Origin of the sequence: Marinomonas phycocola, from assembly GCF_047525455.1 — a bacterium.
In the GTDB taxonomy this organism is placed as follows: Bacteria; Pseudomonadota; Gammaproteobacteria; order Pseudomonadales; family Marinomonadaceae; genus Marinomonas.
Map to the genome: position 1 here is coordinate 1 of NZ_JBLIXL010000030.1, position 17,933 is coordinate 17,933.

A 17,933-nucleotide genomic window follows, 5' to 3' on the forward strand; every position below is an offset into this window, starting at 1 on the left:
CAGCCATTGAAAATAAGCATGGCCCGAGTATAAATCATTTTTGGCAGGAGACGTTTGGTTATGGAACCGACAAACTCACACAAGGTGAAGCTGGACACCTCAAATCAGCCAAGACCGTTGACGCAATCCGAGAAAGAATCACTGCGGCAAGACATGAAGGAGTCGAGCGATTGGGCGCGAACCGAGTTGAAGCGCCGCCGCGCTCAAAAGGCGCGGGGCGTTCGGGATTAACTGGGGAGAGTCTGGTTTCGTCTGCTGAGGGCTTGGAAGTCGAGCAGCAGGCCATGATTGAGGGGGCGTCAGTTGAGCAGGGTTATCAAGAAACCCTTGCTATGTATGTCCAGGGCAAGCATGACCAGGTTGAAAGCATCGAGGACCGGCTAGAAAATTTGATCAACCGGCAGCAAGCTCGGTTGCAGCAAACGCAGTCAAACCGCCCAGGCTTCTTATTCATGCTCATGTCTGGAACCCGAAAGGCCTGGCAGGCATCCCAAGCGCAGCAGCAAGGCAGGCTCCAGACGCTACATGCTCGCCTGGAGACGGTCCGGGAAATCAAGGAAGGTATGGGGTTGCATTCGCCGCGTGTTGAGGAGCTGGCGACCAGGAAGATGCGGGCAGAGAATCCCGAGCTGGCTGCAGATTGGGATTCAATGAAACAGGTGGAGCGGCAACACCAAGTCTTAATGAAGAAACAGGAGCAGGGGAAGAAGCAAACCCAAGAGAAAAGCAGGGGCTTATCCCTTGGGTTGAATCGACCTCCTCAATAAACAACAAAGCCCGGCATAGCCGGGCTTTTCTTTATCTTGTTATAATACCTCTACCATGACGCCCATAACGAAAGGCCCGCCGCGAAAACAGCCATTCCAGCCGCAATCAAATTCATATAAGACACCCTGCGGGCTTCCCGGATCGAAGGCTTGAGTTCCTGGGCAATGGCCTCTTCTACTTGCTGTCTGGCCGCCGCTGCCGTTGCCTTGGCGTTTTCTTTAATGGTGGCTGACATTGCCTCTTTGCTGGCCGTTAGAGCGGCGTTCAGCGTTCTTTCGGCTTTGTTCTTTGCGTCATCCCCCCACCGATGCGCGATCTCTTCCAGCTCGCTCTTAAAGGCGTCTAGGTTGGCTTGCTGGGCCGCAGTGCTTTCCTGCATTAGCCGGTCATTGATGGTTTGCAGGATCAAGATGGGGTCATCACGGCCCACAGCTATGCCGTGTTTGGCCGCGATTTCCTTTATGGTTTCCTCGATCTTGTCGGCCATCACAGCACCGCCGCATTATCCAGCAGTCCGAACACTTGGCCCCGAACGATTTTGATGCGCTGTCTGGTCATGATTGTTAGAGATTCATCTTCCAGGGCTTCGGCAAACGTCTGGCGGTTTTCGAGCATTTCTGAGAAGTCGCGGCCATAGGTTTCTTCTTTGAGTCTTGGAAGGTCAATAATGGCCGTAACTCGCTCTTTGTTGTTTGTATAGGCTTTCATCTGTTCAAACTTCTTGCCCTGGAGTTCGATAGACCCGAGGAATGGGTTTAGCCATACAACAAATAGCGATTCAGCAGGGAATTGGCTGGCAAGCTGAGAAAATCCGTTGACCGTATCCAAAAGCGATGAACTACCGGCGATGACTGTGTGAAGAACAACTTCATGCCCCATTTCTTGCAATAACGCGGGGACCTCATTCGAGATTAGGTAGTGTGTCAAAGGGACGAACGAGCTGGCCCCATTATCAATAATCACATCATCTTCACTTGTCGCTATCATTTCAATGAGAGTGTCAAAGGCCCTACTGTTGATCTCATCGTTTTGCAGAATATTAAGATGCTTGACGTTCAGTGATTTGTAGCTTTCAAAGCTGGCATTTACCGGGTCGGTATCAATGCACACAGGCGATTGATCTTTACTAGCTTTGTATTGGGCGATAATGGCGGAAATCATAGATTTTCCGACACCGCCTTTTCCTTGCAAAACAAGATGTACTTTTGCCATTAGATTAAATCCTCTTTGTTAGGTTTTGCTTGATAGTTAAAGCCGCCAGTGCCGGGCAGCTTTTCTTTTCCTCTGATCTCGGTTTTTTCCGCCTTTGGTGCAGCTTCCGACTTGTTGTCGGTTTGCTGTTTTTCAGAAGCAGGAGTGTCAGTCTCATTTTTAGCGGCTAAAGTCGTCGCTTGGTCCTTTGGTGCGGATTTGATAAAGCGTTTTACGTGTCGGCGGAAAGTCTCGTAAGTAGACCGTAACTTTCCGCCTTCTCTTAGGTATTCCCAAATTGTCTTGAGTGAATAGCCCGCTTCTATCGCTTCGGTCACATCCTTTTTTACGGATAAAAATTCAACGGCAGATGCGTCCTGCCGTCTCTTTTTTTGCCGCTTGTCGCGCTCCTGGACCCACTTTTCCAGCCCGCCAGTGAATTTTCCCATTTATCAACCTGTAAACGTAAACCTGTGTATTTCTGTGCATTCTATCGTGTAAAGCGCCGTTTTGATGCCTTTAGCGCATTTTACGATATATTCGCAATTTTTCAACGAAAAACATGGTAAAACACAATAGCTGGTGTACACTTTCCTTGGCGTAAACAACACTGTAAAGCGGGCAGGATATGTGAAGTTAGCTAATTGGCGGAGCCGATTAACTAACTTCACTCTCCCTTATTCGCGCCGGGGGCGCTCAACGGGGAATCCTGTTCTGCGAGGCTACCGCTGGTTGATAGAGAGGTGCAAATAAATGAACGAGGAAAAGAAGCCTGGTAAAAAGCGATCACATCATTTGCGGGTGCCAGTCTTTGACGACGAGAAAGAAGCAATCGAGGCTCAAGCTGCTCGGGCAGGCACTAGTGTTGCCCGCTATCTGCGTGAAGTCGGCCAGGGCTACCAAATCAAGGGTATAGTCGATTACGAACAGGTCAGGGAGTTGGCCCGGATAAATGGCGACCTTGGCCGCTTGGGCGGACTGTTGAAGCTTTGGTTAACGGATGACGTGCGAACGGCTCAGTTCGGCCAGTCAACAATCCTTGCTGTTCTCAGCAAGATTGAAGCGACACAGGAAGAAATGGGCAAGGTTATGACCAAGGTTGTTATGCCGAGGTCGGAGCCATGATTTTAGCGGCTAAAACTCCAGGGTGTGGTTTTTGATAGCAAAGCACGTCCCTATGCGCTCGCTGAAAAAATCTGACTTTTCTGGTCTGGTGAAATATATCACCGACGAGCAAAGCAAAACCGAGCGCCTTGGCTTGGTTAATGCGACCAATTGCGAGGCTGACACAATGCAGGCCGTAATTGGTGAAGTGCTTGCCACGCAGCAGGGCAACACACGCGCTAAGGGCGATAAAACATACCATCTAATAGTCAGCTTCCCGGCTGGAGAAAAGCCCGAGGATGACGTTCTGAAAGCGGTAGAAGAGCGAATTTGTGCCGGGCTTGGTTATGCGGAGCATCAACGGGTCAGTGCTGTACACCACGACACTGATAACGTCCATATTCATATTGCAATCAATAAAATTCATCCAACCAGAAATACGATGCACGAGCCTTATCAGGATTATCGAACCTTGGGCGGATTGTGTGATGCGCTAGAAGATGAATATGGGTTGCAGAAGGACAATCACCAGGGCCGCAAAAGTGTCTCTCAGGGTCGGGCGTCTGATATGGAACGGCACGCTGGCATTGAAAGTTTGGTGAGCTGGATTAAGGGGGAATGCCTGGAAGAAATAAAGACAGCCAAGACCTGGGAAGAGCTGCACCATGTTATGAGCGATAACGGGCTGGAGATTCGCCAGCGAGCCAATGGCTTTGTTATTGAGTCTGAGGACGGAACCCAAGTTAAGGCTAGTACCGTCGCCCGTGACTTATCCAAGCCAAAGCTGGAAGCGCGACTTGGGGCTTTTGAAGAAACAGCGGCGCAAGCCGAGCGAAAAGCAAAGCGCCGATATGACAAGCGCCCTACTCACTTCAAAGTCAATACAACCGAGTTGTACGCCAGGTATCAGGAAAACCAAAAGAACCTCACCGCTTCGCGCAAAATTGAATGGGATAACGCCAGGGGAAAAAAGGATCGTCGGATAGAGGCAGCCAAACGGGCTAACCGTTTGCGCCGTTCAGCTATAAAGCTAATGGGCGGCAGCGGCCTTTCTAAAAAAATACTTTATGCGCAAGCCCACAAAGCCTTGAAAGATGAAATCCAGTCAATTAATAAGGACTACAAGCGAGAGCGGCAAGAGTTGTACGACAAGTACAAGCGTCGAGCTTGGGCGGACTGGCTTAAACAGCAGGCGCTTAATGGTGACAAGAAGGCTTTGGATGCTCTACGAGCGCGGGATCAATCTAAGGGACTCCAGGGCGACACTATCAAGGGGGAAGGCGTTTCAAAGCCTGGGCACGCCCCTGTTACGGACAATATCACCAAGAAAGGAACCATTATTTTCCGCACTGGCAAAAGTGCCGTTCGAGATGATGGCGACAAATTGCAGGTTTCCAAGGCTGCCAACAGCGACACCGTGACCGAAGCCTTGCGCGTGGCAATGGAACGATATGGAAACCGGATCACGGTTACTGGTTCACCTCGATTTAAAGCCCAGGTGATCGTTGCCGCCGCCACTTCAAACTTACCAATCACTTTTGCTGATGCGGGCCTGGAGCGCCGCAGGCAGCAGCTATTACAACAGGAGAACAGTAATGACCGACGAAACGAACAAGCCGGAAGAGGAAATGAGCGAGGACGAGCTAATAGACGCAGCAATGGCCGCGCTGAGCGGGGACCTGCCGACGACAACGGAAGAGAAGCCGTCGACAGTCGAGCAGCAACAACAGGCAGAGTCGGAGACGGCCAGCGAGGGCGCGGGCAGTCAGCCAGCACCGGAAGCACCACCGCAGACCGTCGAAATGACGCCGGAAATGGAAGCCGCCCTATCCTCAACAAGCCCAACGTTGGGCGCATTGGAGGAGAACCGCCGTCCTTCGCAAAAAACCGTCTGCGAACGTTGTCCTCACTCGGTGTGGTTCGCTTCGCCCGAGGAGGTGAAGTGCTTTTGCCGGGTAATGCACCTGGTGAGCTGGAGCACCAAGGAGCCAAACCAGATAACCAACTGCGATGGGGAGTTTCTGGGTCAGGAGGAGTAACGCCAGATCAGATCAGCGCAGCAGATAAATACATTGCCGAGCGGGAGGAGAAACGCCTAAAAGGTTTCGATATACCGAAGCATTCACGATATACTAATCAGGATGGTGCGGTTACTCACGGCGGCATTAGGAATGTTCAGGGGCAGTCATTGGCCCTATTAAATCGCGGGGATGAAGTCTTAGTGCTGCAAATCGACAAGGCCACGGCGCAACGAATGAAGCGCGTTCGTATCGGTGAAGCGGTGACAGTCACTCCGCAAGGTTCGCTCAAAAGATCAAAAGGAAGGAGCAGATGAAGCCAAAAATAAACAACGCAGTTGGTCCGCAAGTACGGGACCGAAAACCGAAGAAACAACGTCTATTGCCAGCCCTAGGCGCAGTATCCGTACTTGGTGGTTTGCAAGCGGCAACGCAGTTTTTCGCTTACACATTTAATTACCAGGACAACCTTGGTAGCCATATCAGTCATGTGTATGCGCCCTGGTCAATTCTGAGCTGGGCCGGTGACTGGTATAGCATCTACCCTGACGAGTTCATGCGTTCCGGTAGTATCGGTATGGTTGTCACGATCGTTGGCTTGCTGGGTGTTGCCATTGCCAAGGTGGTCACGTCGAACAGCTCCAAAGCCAGTGAATATCTGCACGGTTCGGCCCGGTGGGCTGAGAAGAAAGATATTGAGGCGGCGGGCTTGCTGCCGCGTGGTCGTACAGCCTTGGAAGTAGTAACGGGTAAAGACCTAGCGACTTCAACCGGCGTTTATGTCGGCGGCTGGGAAGATAAAGACGGTAAGTTTTTCTATCTGCGACACAATGGGCCTGAGCACGTTTTGACGTATGCCCCAACCCGTTCGGGTAAGGGCGTCGGTTTGGTTGTTCCTACCTTGCTTTCATGGCCTCAGAGTAGCGTCATAACCGACCTGAAAGGGGAGCTATGGGCCTTGACCGCAGGGTGGAGGCAAAAGCACGCCAAAAACAAAGTGCTACGGTTTGAACCAGCATCCAGTAATGGCGGTGTCTGCTGGAATCCCCTTGATGAAATCAGGATCGCAACAGAATACGAAGTTGGGGACGTGCAGAACCTGGCGACGCTTATTGTTGATCCTGATGGCAAGGGTATGGATTCGCATTGGCAGAAAACATCTTACGCCCTATTGGTTGGCGTCATTCTTCATGCGCTTTACAAAGCGAAGAACGAAGGCACCCCGGCAAGCCTGCCTGTAGTTGATGCAATGCTGGCCGATCCAGAGCGCGACACTGGCGAACTTTGGATCGAAATGGCGACTTACGGCCACGTTGACGGCCAAAATCATCCAGCGGTTGGTTCTGCTGCCCGCGACATGATGGACCGACCAGAAGAGGAAGGCGGTTCCGTGCTTTCAACGGCCAAGTCATACCTGGCCTTGTACCGTGACCCGGTGGTTGCTCGCAATGTAAGCAAGTCTGAGTTCCGTATCAAAGACCTGATGAACAACGATGACCCAGTGAGTTTGTATATCGTGACTCAACCGAACGACAAGGCCCGCTTGCGTCCCCTGGTGCGCGTGCTGACCAATATGATTATTCGCCTTTTGGCTGATGAAATGTCGTTTGAGAAAGGGCGTCCAGTTGCACACTACAAGCACCGCTTGCTGGCTATGCTGGACGAGTTCCCGAGCCTGGGTAAGTTGGAGATTCTGCAAGAGTCGCTGGCATTTGTTGCGGGTTATGGCATCAAGTGTTACCTAATTTGCCAGGATTTGAACCAGCTTAAAAGCCGTGAAACTGGCTATGGTCCAGACGAAACCATAACGTCTAACTGCCACGTTCAGAATGCTTACCCGCCGAACCGAATTGAAACAGCGGAACACCTGTCACGCCTGACTGGGCAAACCACCGTTGTCAAAGAGCAGATCACTACCAGTGGCCGCCGAACGTCGGCCATGCTCGGCCAGGTTTCTCGCACCATTCAGGAAGTGCAGCGCCCATTGCTCACCCCTGATGAATGTTTGCGTATGCCAGGGCCTACCAAGAATGCAGCCGGTGACATTGAAAAGGCCGGTGACATGGTGATTTACGTTGCCGGTTATCCCGCTGTTTATGGCAAGCAGCCGCTTTATTTCAAAGACCCTGTTTTTCAGGCCCGCGCAAGCGTCGATGCCCCAAAAATCAGCGACAAGCTGCGCATTGTTGAGGAGTCAGAAGGGGAGGGCGTGACAATATGAAAATCAGCCTGAAAAGCATTTATGCAGGGGTAGCCATTGCCGGTGTTGCTGCAATGTCGGCTGCTGCCATTAGCTACGCAGCCGGGGCGCGTATCAACACCACCAAGAGCATTCCGGTAGGGCTTTACTGGACAACTGATGCCCCTATTGAAAAAGGGTCCTATGTCCTGTTTTGTCCCCCGGACGTTGGTGTTTTTGCCACAGCCAAAGATCGTGACTATATCGCTGGAGGTTTCTGCCCTGGTGATTACGGCTACATGATGAAGCGAATTTTAGCCGCTAAAGGCGATACGGTAACGGTCACGGATAACGGCGTTTCCGTTGATGGTGAGCTGTTACCGCACAGTAAGCCCATTAAGGCCGACCTCGCTGGCCGCGAGCTGCCGCGCTACCAATCTAATCAATACACACTCGGCATCTCTGAGCTGCTGCTTATGTCTGATGTAAGCGATACCTCATTTGATGGTCGCTACTTCGGGCCAGTCAGTCTCTCACAAGTTAAGAGCGTCATTCGTCCAGTTATTACTTGGTAGGGGAGGGAACCACCATGAAACTATTTATTGCAGAAAAACCCTCGGTTGCAAAAGCCATTGCCGCCGAGCTGGGCGTTACCGGAAAGGGTGACGGTTACATTGAATGTGGCGGCGACAAAGTTACCTGGTGTTTCGGCCACATGCTGGAGCAAGCGGGGCCGGATGAATACACCCCTGATGATGTACCCACGAATGATAAGGGGCGCAAAATCTGGCGTGTTGATGAACTGCCAATTATCCCCGATGAATGGATTTTAAGGCCCAAGGATGACGCCAAGAAACAGGTTCGAGTTATCGGCGGGCTGCTTAAATCCGCGTCGCAAATCGTGAACGCTGGCGACCCCGATCGTGAAGGCCAACTATTGGTTGATGAACTGCTGGAGCATTTCAACAACAAAAAGCTGGTGATACGTTATTGGTCGAACGCTATTGACTCGGTATCTGTTAAACGAGCGCTGGCGAACATGAAGGACAACAAGGAGTACCACGGCTTTGCAAACGCTGCCGAAGGGCGCGGAAAAGCTGATTGGCTCATTGGTATGAACCTGTCCCGAGCGTACACACTGAGAGCGCAGCGGGGCGGCTCTAGGGCCTTGTTAACGGTTGGGAGAGTGCAAACCCCTACCTTGGCCCTAGTAGTCACTAGGGACCGTGAAATTGAGTCATTCAAGGCTGTGCCGTTCCACACTATTCGCGCCGAAATTCAGCACCCGAATGGAGCATTTTGGGCGAGCTGGAAGGCTAAGGAAGATCAAGCGGGCCTCGATGCTGAAGGTAGGCTTGTAGACACTGCCGTTGCGAATGCCCTGGTTGAATTACTCACCGGAAAGCCTGGCTCAATTAGCGAATATAAGCAGGAAGCCAAAAAGCAAAATCATCCGTTGACGTTCAGTCTTTCCGACATGACCGCCCTAGCGTCCAAGCGCTTCGGTTACAGCGCCGAGGACGTACTCAAAACCTGTCAGTCTTTGTACGAAACACACAAGCTGACCACCTACCCGCGAACCGATTGTGCTTACCTGCCGGAATCTCAGTTTGCCGATGCCCCGGACGTACTGGCCGCGGTTAAAGCAGTTAATCCCGGTCTGGCGTCAATTTTTGACGGAGCGGATACCAGTATTCGGTCCCGTACCTGGAACGACAAGAAGGTATCGGCCCACCACGGGATTATCCCGACGATGCATAAGGGCGATTTAAACAAGCTCAATGACAAAGAGCGCAATATCTATGACCTGGTAGTGCGGGCATACCTGGCTCAGTTCTACCCGATCCATGAGTTTATGAGCACGACCGTTGCCGTTGATGTTGAATGCGAGAGGTTCAGCGCGAAAGGCAAGGTAGTCACGAAAAGTGGCTGGCATGACGTGTACTTAGACAACTCAAACGAAGACGACAGCGACCAGGACGACGAAGGTCAGTCACTGCCTAAGATGGGTCAAGGTGACGCGGTTACTTGCGGCCAAGCCGCGAGAAGGGACGCCAAGACGAAGCCCCCGGCTCGATTCACCGAAGGTACGTTAATCACTGCAATGGTCAACATTCACCGTTTTGTCACCGAGCCAGAGCACAAGAAGATGCTGCGCGAAGGTGACGGGATTGGCACCGAAGCAACGCGGGCTTCGATTATTTCCGAATTGAAGCGACGCGAGTACCTGGAGACTAAGGGCAAGCAAATTATCAGTACAACCCTGGGGCGCAGCATGATTGATGTCCTGCCGGAAGTGGTTAAAAGCCCTGTATTAACTTCCCTTTATGAACGAATGCTGCAAAGCGTCGAGTCTGGCAAAGCCGATCTAGCCGCTTTCATTGCCAAGCAAGAGGCTTTCATTAGGGATCAGGTTGCTAAAGCTAATGACGGCGCGGTTGCAATTGCTGGTGGCAAAGAGGCAGCCCCGGTTTCCGATGTATTCAAGTGCATGTCTTGCGGCGCTGGCTTATCTCGTCGTCCGCTTCCAAAAAAGAAAGGTCACTTTTGGTGGGGTTGTTCCAATTACCCGGCCTGCAAGCAGACCTATCCCGATGTTAAAGGCCGTCCCAACTACAACAAGGGACGCAACAATACCGACAAGGATTAATACACATGACTACACAGACCAATGACAACCTGGAACAAAGCATTTTTGACGACCAGGCGAATGCAGCCGAAGCCTTGCGCGAAAAGCTGGATGACGCAATGACCTCTGGCTACCAAGCCGAGTTTGACCCGGAAGAAGCCGAAACCGTAGGGGCGTTTGTTGAGGATGCACTGTCAGAAGAGGACGCCGCCGAAAGTGATGCGGACCTGGTAGACGCGACAGTGCCAGAGGACGACAAGGAGGGCTAACCGATGGCTGCCGAGAAAAAACCATTTCACGAAACAGTAGCGGAAAACCTGATTGAACAACTCAAAGCAGGCACCGCACCTTGGCAAAAACCTTGGGAACCTGGTTCCCAAGGTTTCATGCCGATGAACCCAACAACCGGCAAGCGTTACAAAGGTATCAACGCTATTCACCTAATGTCCCAAGGACATGGTGATAGCCGTTGGCTGACCTACAAGCAAGCCAAAGCAACTGGTGCCCAGGTTCGCAAAGGCGAGAAGGGGACGCCGGTTCAGTATTGGAAGTTTTCCGAGGAACAAAACAAGCTCGATGACAACGGCAAGCCTGTCCTGGACGGACAAGGCAAACTGGTGAAAGAAACCGTCATGCTGGAGCGCCCCCGCGTGTTCTTTGCGACCGTTTTCAACGGCGAGCAAATCGACGGTATGCCGCCGCTGGAGCATAAAGAGAAAACGCAGACCTGGGACGCAGTAGAGAGAGCCGAACATATCTTGAAGGCGTCAGGCGCTGATATTCGCCACGGCGAACATGACAGGGCTTTCTATCGACCTGCGACCGATAGCATACATTTATCGGATAAAGAGCAGTTCCCGACCGCAGATAACTACTATGCGACCGCCCTGCATGAGTTGGGACACTGGACCGGCCACAGCTCACGGCTTGACCGAGATATGGCCCATCCTTTCGGATCGGAAGGGTACGCCAAGGAAGAGCTAAAGGCCGAGTGTTTTAGCCTGATTATGGGGGACGAGCTGGGAATTGGTCACGATCCAGAACAGCACGCCGCTTATGTCGGTTCCTGGATTAAGGCGCTCCAGGAAGACACGCTGGAGATTTTCCGTGCAACGTCCGATGCAGAGAAAATGTCGAACTACGTTTTGGCATTTGAACAAAAGCTAGTCCAGGAGCAAGACCAGGCCCAAACGCAGAAGCTAGAGGCCGCCCCGGAGCAAACACAGGAGGCCGGGATGCAATTACCCACCAACAACCAAAAGATGCGCGATCAGTTGCTTTCCGCACTATCACAAGAAGATTCACAGGCAATCAACCAGGTTGCTAACGAACGGCGCCGCCTGGCTGCCGGAGAGACGGACGCCCAGGAATTTGAAGAAACGGCACGGCAGGTGCTCGGTTTTGACTTACCGGCAGACTGGAACGGAGCTGTTCAGGTTCAAGGTAACGTGGTCATCGAGGACGGCGGGGAGCAGTTCGTAGAACCCGTGCACGCGGTTGGCCGTGAACCCGAGTTTTGGGGCGTTTATGCCCAGCATGAAAATGGGATGCACCAATGGGTTGCGGATATCAATAGCCAGAACCAAGCCGACGAGCTGGTGAACCTGCTAGGGCTGGTTGATGCACTGTCCGAAACCAACGAGTACGAACAGGCGGCCAAGCTTTCCAGGGTGAATGAAGTTCGCGTGCGCCTGGACCCGAACAGCACGGATGACGACATTTCAGCGGCTAAAGAAGCTCGGAAGACCGCAGAAGCAACGGCCACGCTCAATGACAGCGATATGCAGCGCCGTATTGCCGAACAAGAACGGCAGCAGGCCCAGGCGGAGCCAGAGAAACAGGATCGAACCTATATCAATGTTCCATACCGCGAGAAAGACGAAGCAAAGGGCCTTGGGGCACGCTGGGACCGGCAGCAACAGTCCTGGTTTGTTCCGTCTGGCGTAGACACTGCCCCCTTTGCCAAATGGTCCCAGTGGACCGCTCAGGAAGCCCCGGCGCAACAACGTCCGGAGCAGGAACAAGGCCAGACTCAAACCGCAGGACAGCAAAAGCAATATCTGGCTGTGCCGTATGGTGAACGGGGCGCGGCGAAGGCAGTAGGAGCGCAGTGGGATAAGGCGGCCAAGTCTTGGTATGTCGGCCCTAAAGGCGATATGGAGCGCCTAAGCCGCTGGATGCCTGATAACGTCAAGAGTCAACAAGGCCCGGCCATGTCGCCTCGCGAAGAGTTTGCGAAAGCCATGAAGTCATTGGGCTGCGTTGTCAGCGGTGATCATCCAATCATGGACGGTAAAAAACACCGGGTATTTGTAGAAGGCGACAAGAAAGGCGAGCGAGCTGGTTTTTATGTCGGGCACCTTGACGGCCACCCTGCCGGTTATATCTCAAATAACCGCACTGGCGTTGATATGAAATGGAAGTCTAAAGGGTATTCGCTCGATCCAGCAGAAAAAGCCAAACTCCAGGCCGAAGCAGCCGAGAAGCTGGCCGCCAGAGCGGCAGAGCTGGAGCAGGCCCAGGAAGCCACAGCGGAGCGCGTCAGTAAGCAGACGGCCAACCTTGTGCCTGCCACCGAACAAACGCCTTACATGCAAAATAAGGGCATCCAGCCCCTTCCTGGCGTTCTAACCGATGCCGAAGGCAAAAAGACCTACATTCCGGCGCATGACGAGAACGGCAAACAGTGGACCATGCAATATATCCAGGAGGACGGCACCAAGCGTTTCGCCAAGGATTCACGCAAGGCAGGTTGTTTTCATATCGTCGGCGGCGATATGAAGTCCCTGGAAGCTGCCCCGGCCCTGGTCCTTCAGGAAGGCTATGCGACCGCCGCGACCAATGCCGAGGCGTTGGGGTTTGCCACCGTGGCAGCGTTCGATTCCGGCAACCTTCATAATGTAGCGAAGGCCCTGCATGATAAGTTCCCTGATAAGCCCGTTGTGGTCCTTGGTGACGATGATCGACACCAGGAACTGACCCAAGGAACGAACCCAGGCAAGACCAAAGCACAGGAAGCGGCCAAAGCGGTCGGCGGAAAGGCAGCCTTCCCGGTTTTTGCTCCAGGAGAAGCAGAGTATCCGGCTGGCGTTGCCCGGATCACTCCCCAAAGCTACCGGGAACACTTGCGAGCATCTAAGGCCCTGGAGACGGCCCCGGAAGAGCGCAAGGCAGACCTGCAGAAAGCCTTGCTCAGCAAGGAGCAGTTGGCCGCCCTGGATCACATGAAGAAGCACACCGACTTCAACGACCTGGCTACCAAGAGCAGCCTTGGCCGTGAAGGGGTTGAACGCCAGGTAAGGGCTACGGTTGGCAAGGCTGTCCAGGAAGCGGAGCGCAAGCGCGAGCAGAAACAGACAGAGCAGCAAGTTCATAAACAAAAGCGGTCGGCCCGCATTGGATATTAAGAGAGGTATACATGCGATATGAAATACGATCATCGAGAGCAGCCAAGCCAATCGACTCAGTCGTTAAAAAAGATGTCGAATAGTCGGAGCCAGTAACAAAAAGCCCCGCTTAGTGCGGGGCTTAATTAGATGGTCCGCCGCGAACCATCATGTTTAATATTAAAGTCATTGGAATCGATTTAGGCAAATCTTCTTTTCATATTGTTGCTCACGATCATGCTGGACGAGAGCAATATCGAAAGCGTCTTACACGAACTAAGTTACTCGAACATCTCGCGAATACCCCTTCGACAACCATAGCTATGGAATCCTGTGGCGGTTCTCATTGGCTTGCTCGTCAATGCTAAAAGTTTGGTCATGATGTCAAGCTTATTCCTCCTCAATACGTGAAACCGTACGTAAAAACCAATAAAAATGACTACATTGATGCAGATGCTATTGCGGAAGCGTCAATGCGTCCAAACATGCGATTCGTCAGTATTAAATCGGAAGAAGCTCAAGTTTTCTTTTGGTTAATTTGGGTTGGTTAAAAAATACTAGACAAATAGAGTTGCTGATTGTCTATATTGGCCTATCGGTTTATAATAGTCAAATAGAGTATACCAAAATTGACCAAAGCGGGAGCAAAATGATTAGCCTGATTGCAGAGAACCAAGGGTGAAAAAGAGCCTGACACAGAATGCCCGGATTTACTTGCGAGTCAGTAGCGACTCGCAAGACCTGGAACGCCAGGAGGGGATTATTCAGGACGCGAGGGCTGCCGGTTACTACGTGGCCGGAGTGTATCGAGAGAAGGCGTCAGGAGCGCGGGCAGATCGCCCCGAGCTGCTGCGAATGATCGAGGACTTGCAACCTGGGGACGTGGTGATTGCGGAGAAGATAGACCGAATTAGCCGCCTGCCACTGCCGGAAGCTGAGCGCCTGATTGCTACGATACAAGGCAAAGGGGCCATGTTGGCCGTTCCTTGTGTTGTCGATTTGTCCGACCTTGTGGCCGGGGCAGAAGGCGTGTCCAGGATCGTCCTTGAAGCCGTCCAGGAGCTGCTTTTAAAGCTGTCTTTGCAGATGGCCCGCGACGATTACGAGGATCGTAGGGAGCGCCAGAGACAGGGTATTAGCCAGGCTAAGAAAAGAGGAAAATATAAGGGCCGGAAGGCCGATCACAAAACGCATGAGCTTATTGTTAAGCTGCGACCTAACAATACAATTGCTGAGACTGCTAGACTGGCCAGTTGTAGCGAAAGCCAGGTTAAACTTGTTTGGGCCAAACACAAAAAAGCCCCTTAGCGGGGCTTCATTCAAATGTACCATCGGAAATCCAAGGTACTCCCAAGCATGGCGGCATCCAGCCAATCCGCTCAGCTTCGGCCAGGTTCTTCCAGAGCCATCCAGTCAAGTAAAACCCTGGTGGGGTTTTACCGTGCGACTTCTGGAGCCTTTGGCCTACACTCTCATATCTGGTGTGGGTATTCTCATATACGCCCCCTACTTCTTGGTGCTCTACATTCTCATACCGCGTTTAGCTTCTTGTGCTGGGAAATCTCTTTTTCAGATTCCCGGACTTTAGCGGCTAAAGCTGGGTGGTTTTCGCTTTCGTTCAGCTTCTTAATAATGGCCTCGGCACGTTCAGTGTTAGTCTTATCGCCATCGAGTTTTTTAGAAGCATCCTTTGCCATCCTTATTTTCAGTACATTGGAACGTAGATCATTTGAATATCTACGCGCTGGTTTAAATACCGCCCTTCTGGAGTCCTGTTGTCGGCCACGAAGTCAGCCGCAGATACGTAGTTGATCATTATCTTGAGAGGCGAAACGCCGTGAGCAACCAGGTAATCACGGGCAGAAACAGCGCGAGCCAAAGCCAGCTTTTCATCCCTTTTGCTTGGGCGGGTTGTGCTGGTACGGCCATTGATAGTGACCAGGGATGCGTCCCTGGCCGCTTCCAGAAGAACAGCATTTGTTGGGCCTGGTTGAAAAGTGGTACTGCTATTAGCAAAAGAGACAGAAACAGAGCTTGATACTGGTTCGCGGTAGTCGTTCGAGGCGGCTAGTGCCGATCCAGTGAAGGCCAAGCAGCCAATAGTTAGAAGTGTGCAAAATGACTTACGCATGACTTACTCCAAATCAAAAAAACAGGTATCCGGCATGGCTCATGGGAATGCGAATGAGCCACAGAGCGCCGAGGTGTAACGGATAATAGGCGTAGAACACCCAGCGAAGCCGGGGCATTCTCAAATCAAAAAAGGTTGCAACGAACATTAAGGGGAGCACAGCCAGTGCCCACATATTGCCGTTAACAAATCCCAGGGCGGCACAGGCGATAACTGCAACGCCAACCGCTGATAAGGTCGGCTTTCTGGCGTATGACCATGCAGCCAAGCCGAACAAGAGTGCAGGCCACCAATACTCGACCATTGCCCCAGCGTTCATAAATATCAGGGCGCCCCATACGGTGTGACCGCGTTCGATCAGGTACGCCGTGGCCGTCAAGGCCAGAAGCGTAAAAAGGATATTAAGCGGCCACCATTCAGCGTATAAGCCGCCCAGGGCAATAAAAGGGACCGACGCCAGGGCACCGAAAACCGCGAGCCGCTTCATTGTTCGTTGATACACTCCCTTTTCAAGTTGGTCCGGGCGGGCCAGGTTGAACGCCAAGACAAAGACGAAGATCGGCATTGCTAGGCGGCCAGCCTCAAACAGAAAAGCCAGCGTGCCATTGAAAAGATATTTGTTTACGTGGTCCCCGGTCATAAGCAGCAACCCCAGCCACTTCAAGCCTTCCACAGTGCCATCGGCAACGAACAGGCGAGGCAAGAACCAAGAGGATTTTAAAGAGGCGGTGCTATCGGTCATTACTCTGCCCCCGTGCTTTGAAACGTGATTGTGCGCGGCACATAGCCAGTCTGCTGGCTCGGGCTGTAACTCCCCTGCACCTGGCGTTCAGACTGTCTATTATTGCTTTCAGTCTCGATTCTGGCCGCTTCCTGGATGACTTGCTGCATAGCAGTCCCATTGCCAGGAGTGGCACCGCCTTGGGCGGTCACGTTCACAGTCGAAAAGTGTTCATCAAGCCAGTCGGCCCACTTGACCGCCTTTTGCATCAAGTCGGCGCGATAAATCGCGTTGTATTTCGGTGTGCGGGAATGGTAATTGGCCGCCCTGGTCCAAATATCCCCGGAGTCGTGCAGGATATGGCCACGCAGTCTCCAAGCAGCCAGGTCGAACGAATAGCAGCCAGAGGCTGCCACATCGTCCGTAGTGATCCCGTATTTCTCTAGGTCGCCCAGGTATGCAGTATTGAACTGCATAGGCCCAACGTCATGCGTACCGTTCGAGTTACGCACCCGCTGGCCCGGCTTGCCCCCTTCTTTCTCGGCCACGGCCAGCACGATATTGGCGGGCACTTCATATTTCGCGGCAGCCGAGATTGAGCACACAACGCGCTCTTGTTCCAGAGGTGGCATATCAGCAATGAACGGCAGCATGACGCTCCTCCTTAGTTCCAGTAGTAAGTTGGGCCTGCAAGCTGCCCTTCAATGAACACTTCCGCCCAACGGTACGTGCGAGTGCAGTAACGCGGGCGACGGTCGCCGTCACGATTAACGTGGCAAAAGGTGTTTTTCACGTATTGTTCGGGGATCGTTTCATAGGCAACGCATTCTTTGTTATCACTGCTAAAGCTGTGGTACTGGTACTGTCTGCACACTCTTCGGGCGGGAATATAAGCGGCATAACCAAAATCAGAGGTCATGTGGCTACCACCACCAGACGGCGGATTAACCGCGCAGGACGAGAAACTAGGGAGCGGTGATTTCATGTCTTTGATGCGGTCACGCATCGCTGACTTGGCCGCCCCGCAGCCAGAAGGGAATCCGCCTGGCAGGCAGATCCAAATTGCACATTCATCTTGAGAAGCCGCTTGAGCCGGTGCAGTGAACGCAAATGCGGCTGCAAACAGGCTAAGGGCAACGAAAAATTGTTTCATTTCAATTACTCCTATCTAGTTAGGCCGAACGGCCTTTGTTGACAAAGCTGGCAACCTCTTCGTTGCGCTCCTGCTGGCGTTCCTGGGCATACGAAACGTAATCCCCGACGTCGAAGGTGCGCTTTTCCGGGTCGCGTGCTTGCCACTCTGCGTGTGATTGACGGGCTTTGTCCTGGTCCTCGCTGGACAGGGCATCAAAGCCGCCTGATTGGTTTACCCAGCCGCCGTTACTACCGCTCAAGCTATCGCTATCGAACGACGGTGAGTTGTCAGAAGCTCCAGAATCTGACGAGCCGCTATCACCACCTCCTTGCCCTGGGTCTTCCCCTTGGCCTTTGATTGCAGCGGCGATCTTGCCGCCTGTTGTTTCACCGATGCGCTCCATGGCTTTAGCCTTAGCTACTGCACCAGTTCCTTTTGCCAGGTTCGCGGCGGTATCCGCTGCGACTCGGCCAGCCTTTGCAGCTCCAGCCATAAAGCCGCCAGTGGCCGCCGCTGTTGCTGCTTGAGCGCCGGACGAGCTACCGCCCTGCCCTGGGTCTTCCCCTTGGCCTTTGATTGCAGCGGCGATCTTGCCGCCTGTTGTTTCACCGATGCGCTCCATGGCTTTAGCCTTAGCTACTGCACCAGTTCCTTTTGCCAGGTTCGCGGCG

General features: G+C 52.7%; 17 protein-coding genes and 2 pseudogenes. 10 read left to right on the forward strand and 9 right to left on the reverse strand.

Annotated elements, in window-relative coordinates:
* Positions 1–767, forward strand: a 767-nt coding sequence (locus tag ACMUMJ_RS15480) for an IncP plasmid survival protein KfrC family protein (protein ID WP_414679752.1), incomplete at its 5' end; no start/stop codon positions are given.
* A 50-nt stretch (positions 768–817) separates the two neighbouring features.
* Here ACMUMJ_RS15480 and traM read toward each other — a convergent pair.
* From traM to ACMUMJ_RS15495, 3 genes are read right to left on the reverse strand one after another with little or no spacing between them, the layout of a single operon-like run.
* Positions 818–1,255, reverse strand: a complete 438-nt coding sequence (traM, locus tag ACMUMJ_RS15485) for a conjugal transfer transcriptional regulator TraM (RefSeq protein WP_414679753.1) — start codon at positions 1,253–1,255, stop codon at positions 818–820.
* The gene (locus ACMUMJ_RS15490) at positions 1,255–1,980 is read right to left on the reverse strand and encodes a PRK13886 family protein (protein WP_414679754.1); all 726 of its coding nucleotides are present in this window, start codon (positions 1,978–1,980) and stop codon (positions 1,255–1,257) included. The genes traM and ACMUMJ_RS15490 overlap by 1 nt, the downstream gene beginning before the upstream one ends.
* Positions 1,980–2,408, reverse strand: a complete 429-nt coding sequence (locus tag ACMUMJ_RS15495; protein WP_414679755.1) for a TraK family protein — start codon at positions 2,406–2,408, stop codon at positions 1,980–1,982. Before ACMUMJ_RS15495 ends, ACMUMJ_RS15490 begins: the two co-directional genes overlap by 1 nt.
* 304 nt (positions 2,409–2,712) lie before the next feature.
* Here ACMUMJ_RS15495 and traJ point away from each other — a divergent pair, with 304 nt between their 5' ends.
* The 9 genes and pseudogenes from traJ to ACMUMJ_RS15540 all read left to right on the forward strand — a co-directional run bounded on the left by traJ (position 2,713) and on the right by ACMUMJ_RS15540 (position 14,583).
* Positions 2,713–3,084 (forward strand): conjugal transfer transcriptional regulator TraJ, encoded by a 372-nt coding sequence (gene traJ, locus ACMUMJ_RS15500; protein WP_414679756.1) that lies wholly within the window; start codon positions 2,713–2,715, stop codon positions 3,082–3,084.
* A 22-nt stretch (positions 3,085–3,106) separates the two neighbouring features.
* On the forward strand, positions 3,107–5,398 hold the full coding sequence (gene traI / locus ACMUMJ_RS15505) for a TraI/MobA(P) family conjugative relaxase (RefSeq protein WP_527195821.1): 2,292 nt from the start codon (positions 3,107–3,109) through the stop codon (positions 5,396–5,398).
* Positions 5,395–7,302 carry a type IV secretory system conjugative DNA transfer family protein gene (locus tag ACMUMJ_RS15510; protein WP_414679758.1) on the forward strand — a complete coding sequence of 636 codons (1,908 nt, stop codon included), beginning with the start codon at positions 5,395–5,397 and terminating at the stop codon, positions 7,300–7,302. Before traI ends, ACMUMJ_RS15510 begins: the two co-directional genes overlap by 4 nt.
* Positions 7,299–7,835 carry a conjugative transfer signal peptidase TraF gene (gene traF / locus ACMUMJ_RS15515; RefSeq protein WP_414679759.1) on the forward strand — a complete coding sequence of 179 codons (537 nt, stop codon included), beginning with the start codon at positions 7,299–7,301 and terminating at the stop codon, positions 7,833–7,835. The genes ACMUMJ_RS15510 and traF overlap by 4 nt, the downstream gene beginning before the upstream one ends.
* A 14-nt stretch (positions 7,836–7,849) precedes the next feature.
* On the forward strand, positions 7,850–9,910 hold the full coding sequence (locus ACMUMJ_RS15520) for a DNA topoisomerase III (protein WP_414679760.1): 2,061 nt from the start codon (positions 7,850–7,852) through the stop codon (positions 9,908–9,910).
* 5 nt (positions 9,911–9,915) lie between these two features.
* Positions 9,916–10,158 carry a conjugal transfer protein TraD gene (locus ACMUMJ_RS15525; RefSeq protein WP_414679761.1) on the forward strand — a complete coding sequence of 81 codons (243 nt, stop codon included), beginning with the start codon at positions 9,916–9,918 and terminating at the stop codon, positions 10,156–10,158.
* A 3-nt stretch (positions 10,159–10,161) separates the two neighbouring features.
* A complete protein-coding gene (locus ACMUMJ_RS15530) occupies positions 10,162–13,296 on the forward strand; it encodes a zincin-like metallopeptidase domain-containing protein (protein WP_414679762.1) in 3,135 nt (1,044 codons plus the stop codon).
* Positions 13,297–13,445: 149 nt separating this feature from the next.
* Positions 13,446–13,799: pseudogene (locus ACMUMJ_RS15535) on the forward strand (IS110 family transposase); the annotation flags it as partial.
* Between the two features lie 154 nt (positions 13,800–13,953).
* Positions 13,954–14,583, forward strand: coding sequence for a recombinase family protein (locus ACMUMJ_RS15540; RefSeq protein ID WP_414679763.1), 630 nt, complete (start codon positions 13,954–13,956; stop codon positions 14,581–14,583).
* A 221-nt stretch (positions 14,584–14,804) separates the two neighbouring features.
* Here the strand turns inward: ACMUMJ_RS15540 and ACMUMJ_RS15545 are convergent, their stop codons facing one another.
* The 6 genes and pseudogenes from ACMUMJ_RS15545 to ACMUMJ_RS16890 all read right to left on the reverse strand — a co-directional run.
* Entirely contained in the window at positions 14,805–14,972 is a 168-nt protein-coding gene (locus ACMUMJ_RS15545; RefSeq protein ID WP_414679764.1) for a hypothetical protein, read from the reverse strand.
* Positions 14,973–14,980: 8 nt separating this feature from the next.
* The gene (locus tag ACMUMJ_RS15550; RefSeq protein ID WP_414679765.1) at positions 14,981–15,406 is read right to left on the reverse strand and encodes an OmpA family protein; all 426 of its coding nucleotides are present in this window, start codon (positions 15,404–15,406) and stop codon (positions 14,981–14,983) included.
* A 13-nt stretch (positions 15,407–15,419) separates the two neighbouring features.
* The gene (locus tag ACMUMJ_RS15555; RefSeq protein ID WP_414679766.1) at positions 15,420–16,148 is read right to left on the reverse strand and encodes a TraX family protein; all 729 of its coding nucleotides are present in this window, start codon (positions 16,146–16,148) and stop codon (positions 15,420–15,422) included.
* The gene (locus tag ACMUMJ_RS15560; RefSeq protein ID WP_527195822.1) at positions 16,148–16,780 is read right to left on the reverse strand and encodes a lytic transglycosylase domain-containing protein; all 633 of its coding nucleotides are present in this window, start codon (positions 16,778–16,780) and stop codon (positions 16,148–16,150) included. Before ACMUMJ_RS15560 ends, ACMUMJ_RS15555 begins: the two co-directional genes overlap by 1 nt.
* 11 nt (positions 16,781–16,791) lie before the next feature.
* Positions 16,792–17,280: a conjugal transfer protein TraL gene (locus ACMUMJ_RS15565; protein ID WP_414679767.1), complete on the reverse strand. Its 489-nt coding sequence runs from the start codon at positions 17,278–17,280 to the stop codon at positions 16,792–16,794.
* Positions 17,281–17,299: 19 nt separating this feature from the next.
* Positions 17,300–17,933: pseudogene (locus tag ACMUMJ_RS16890) on the reverse strand (P-type conjugative transfer protein TrbL); the annotation flags it as partial.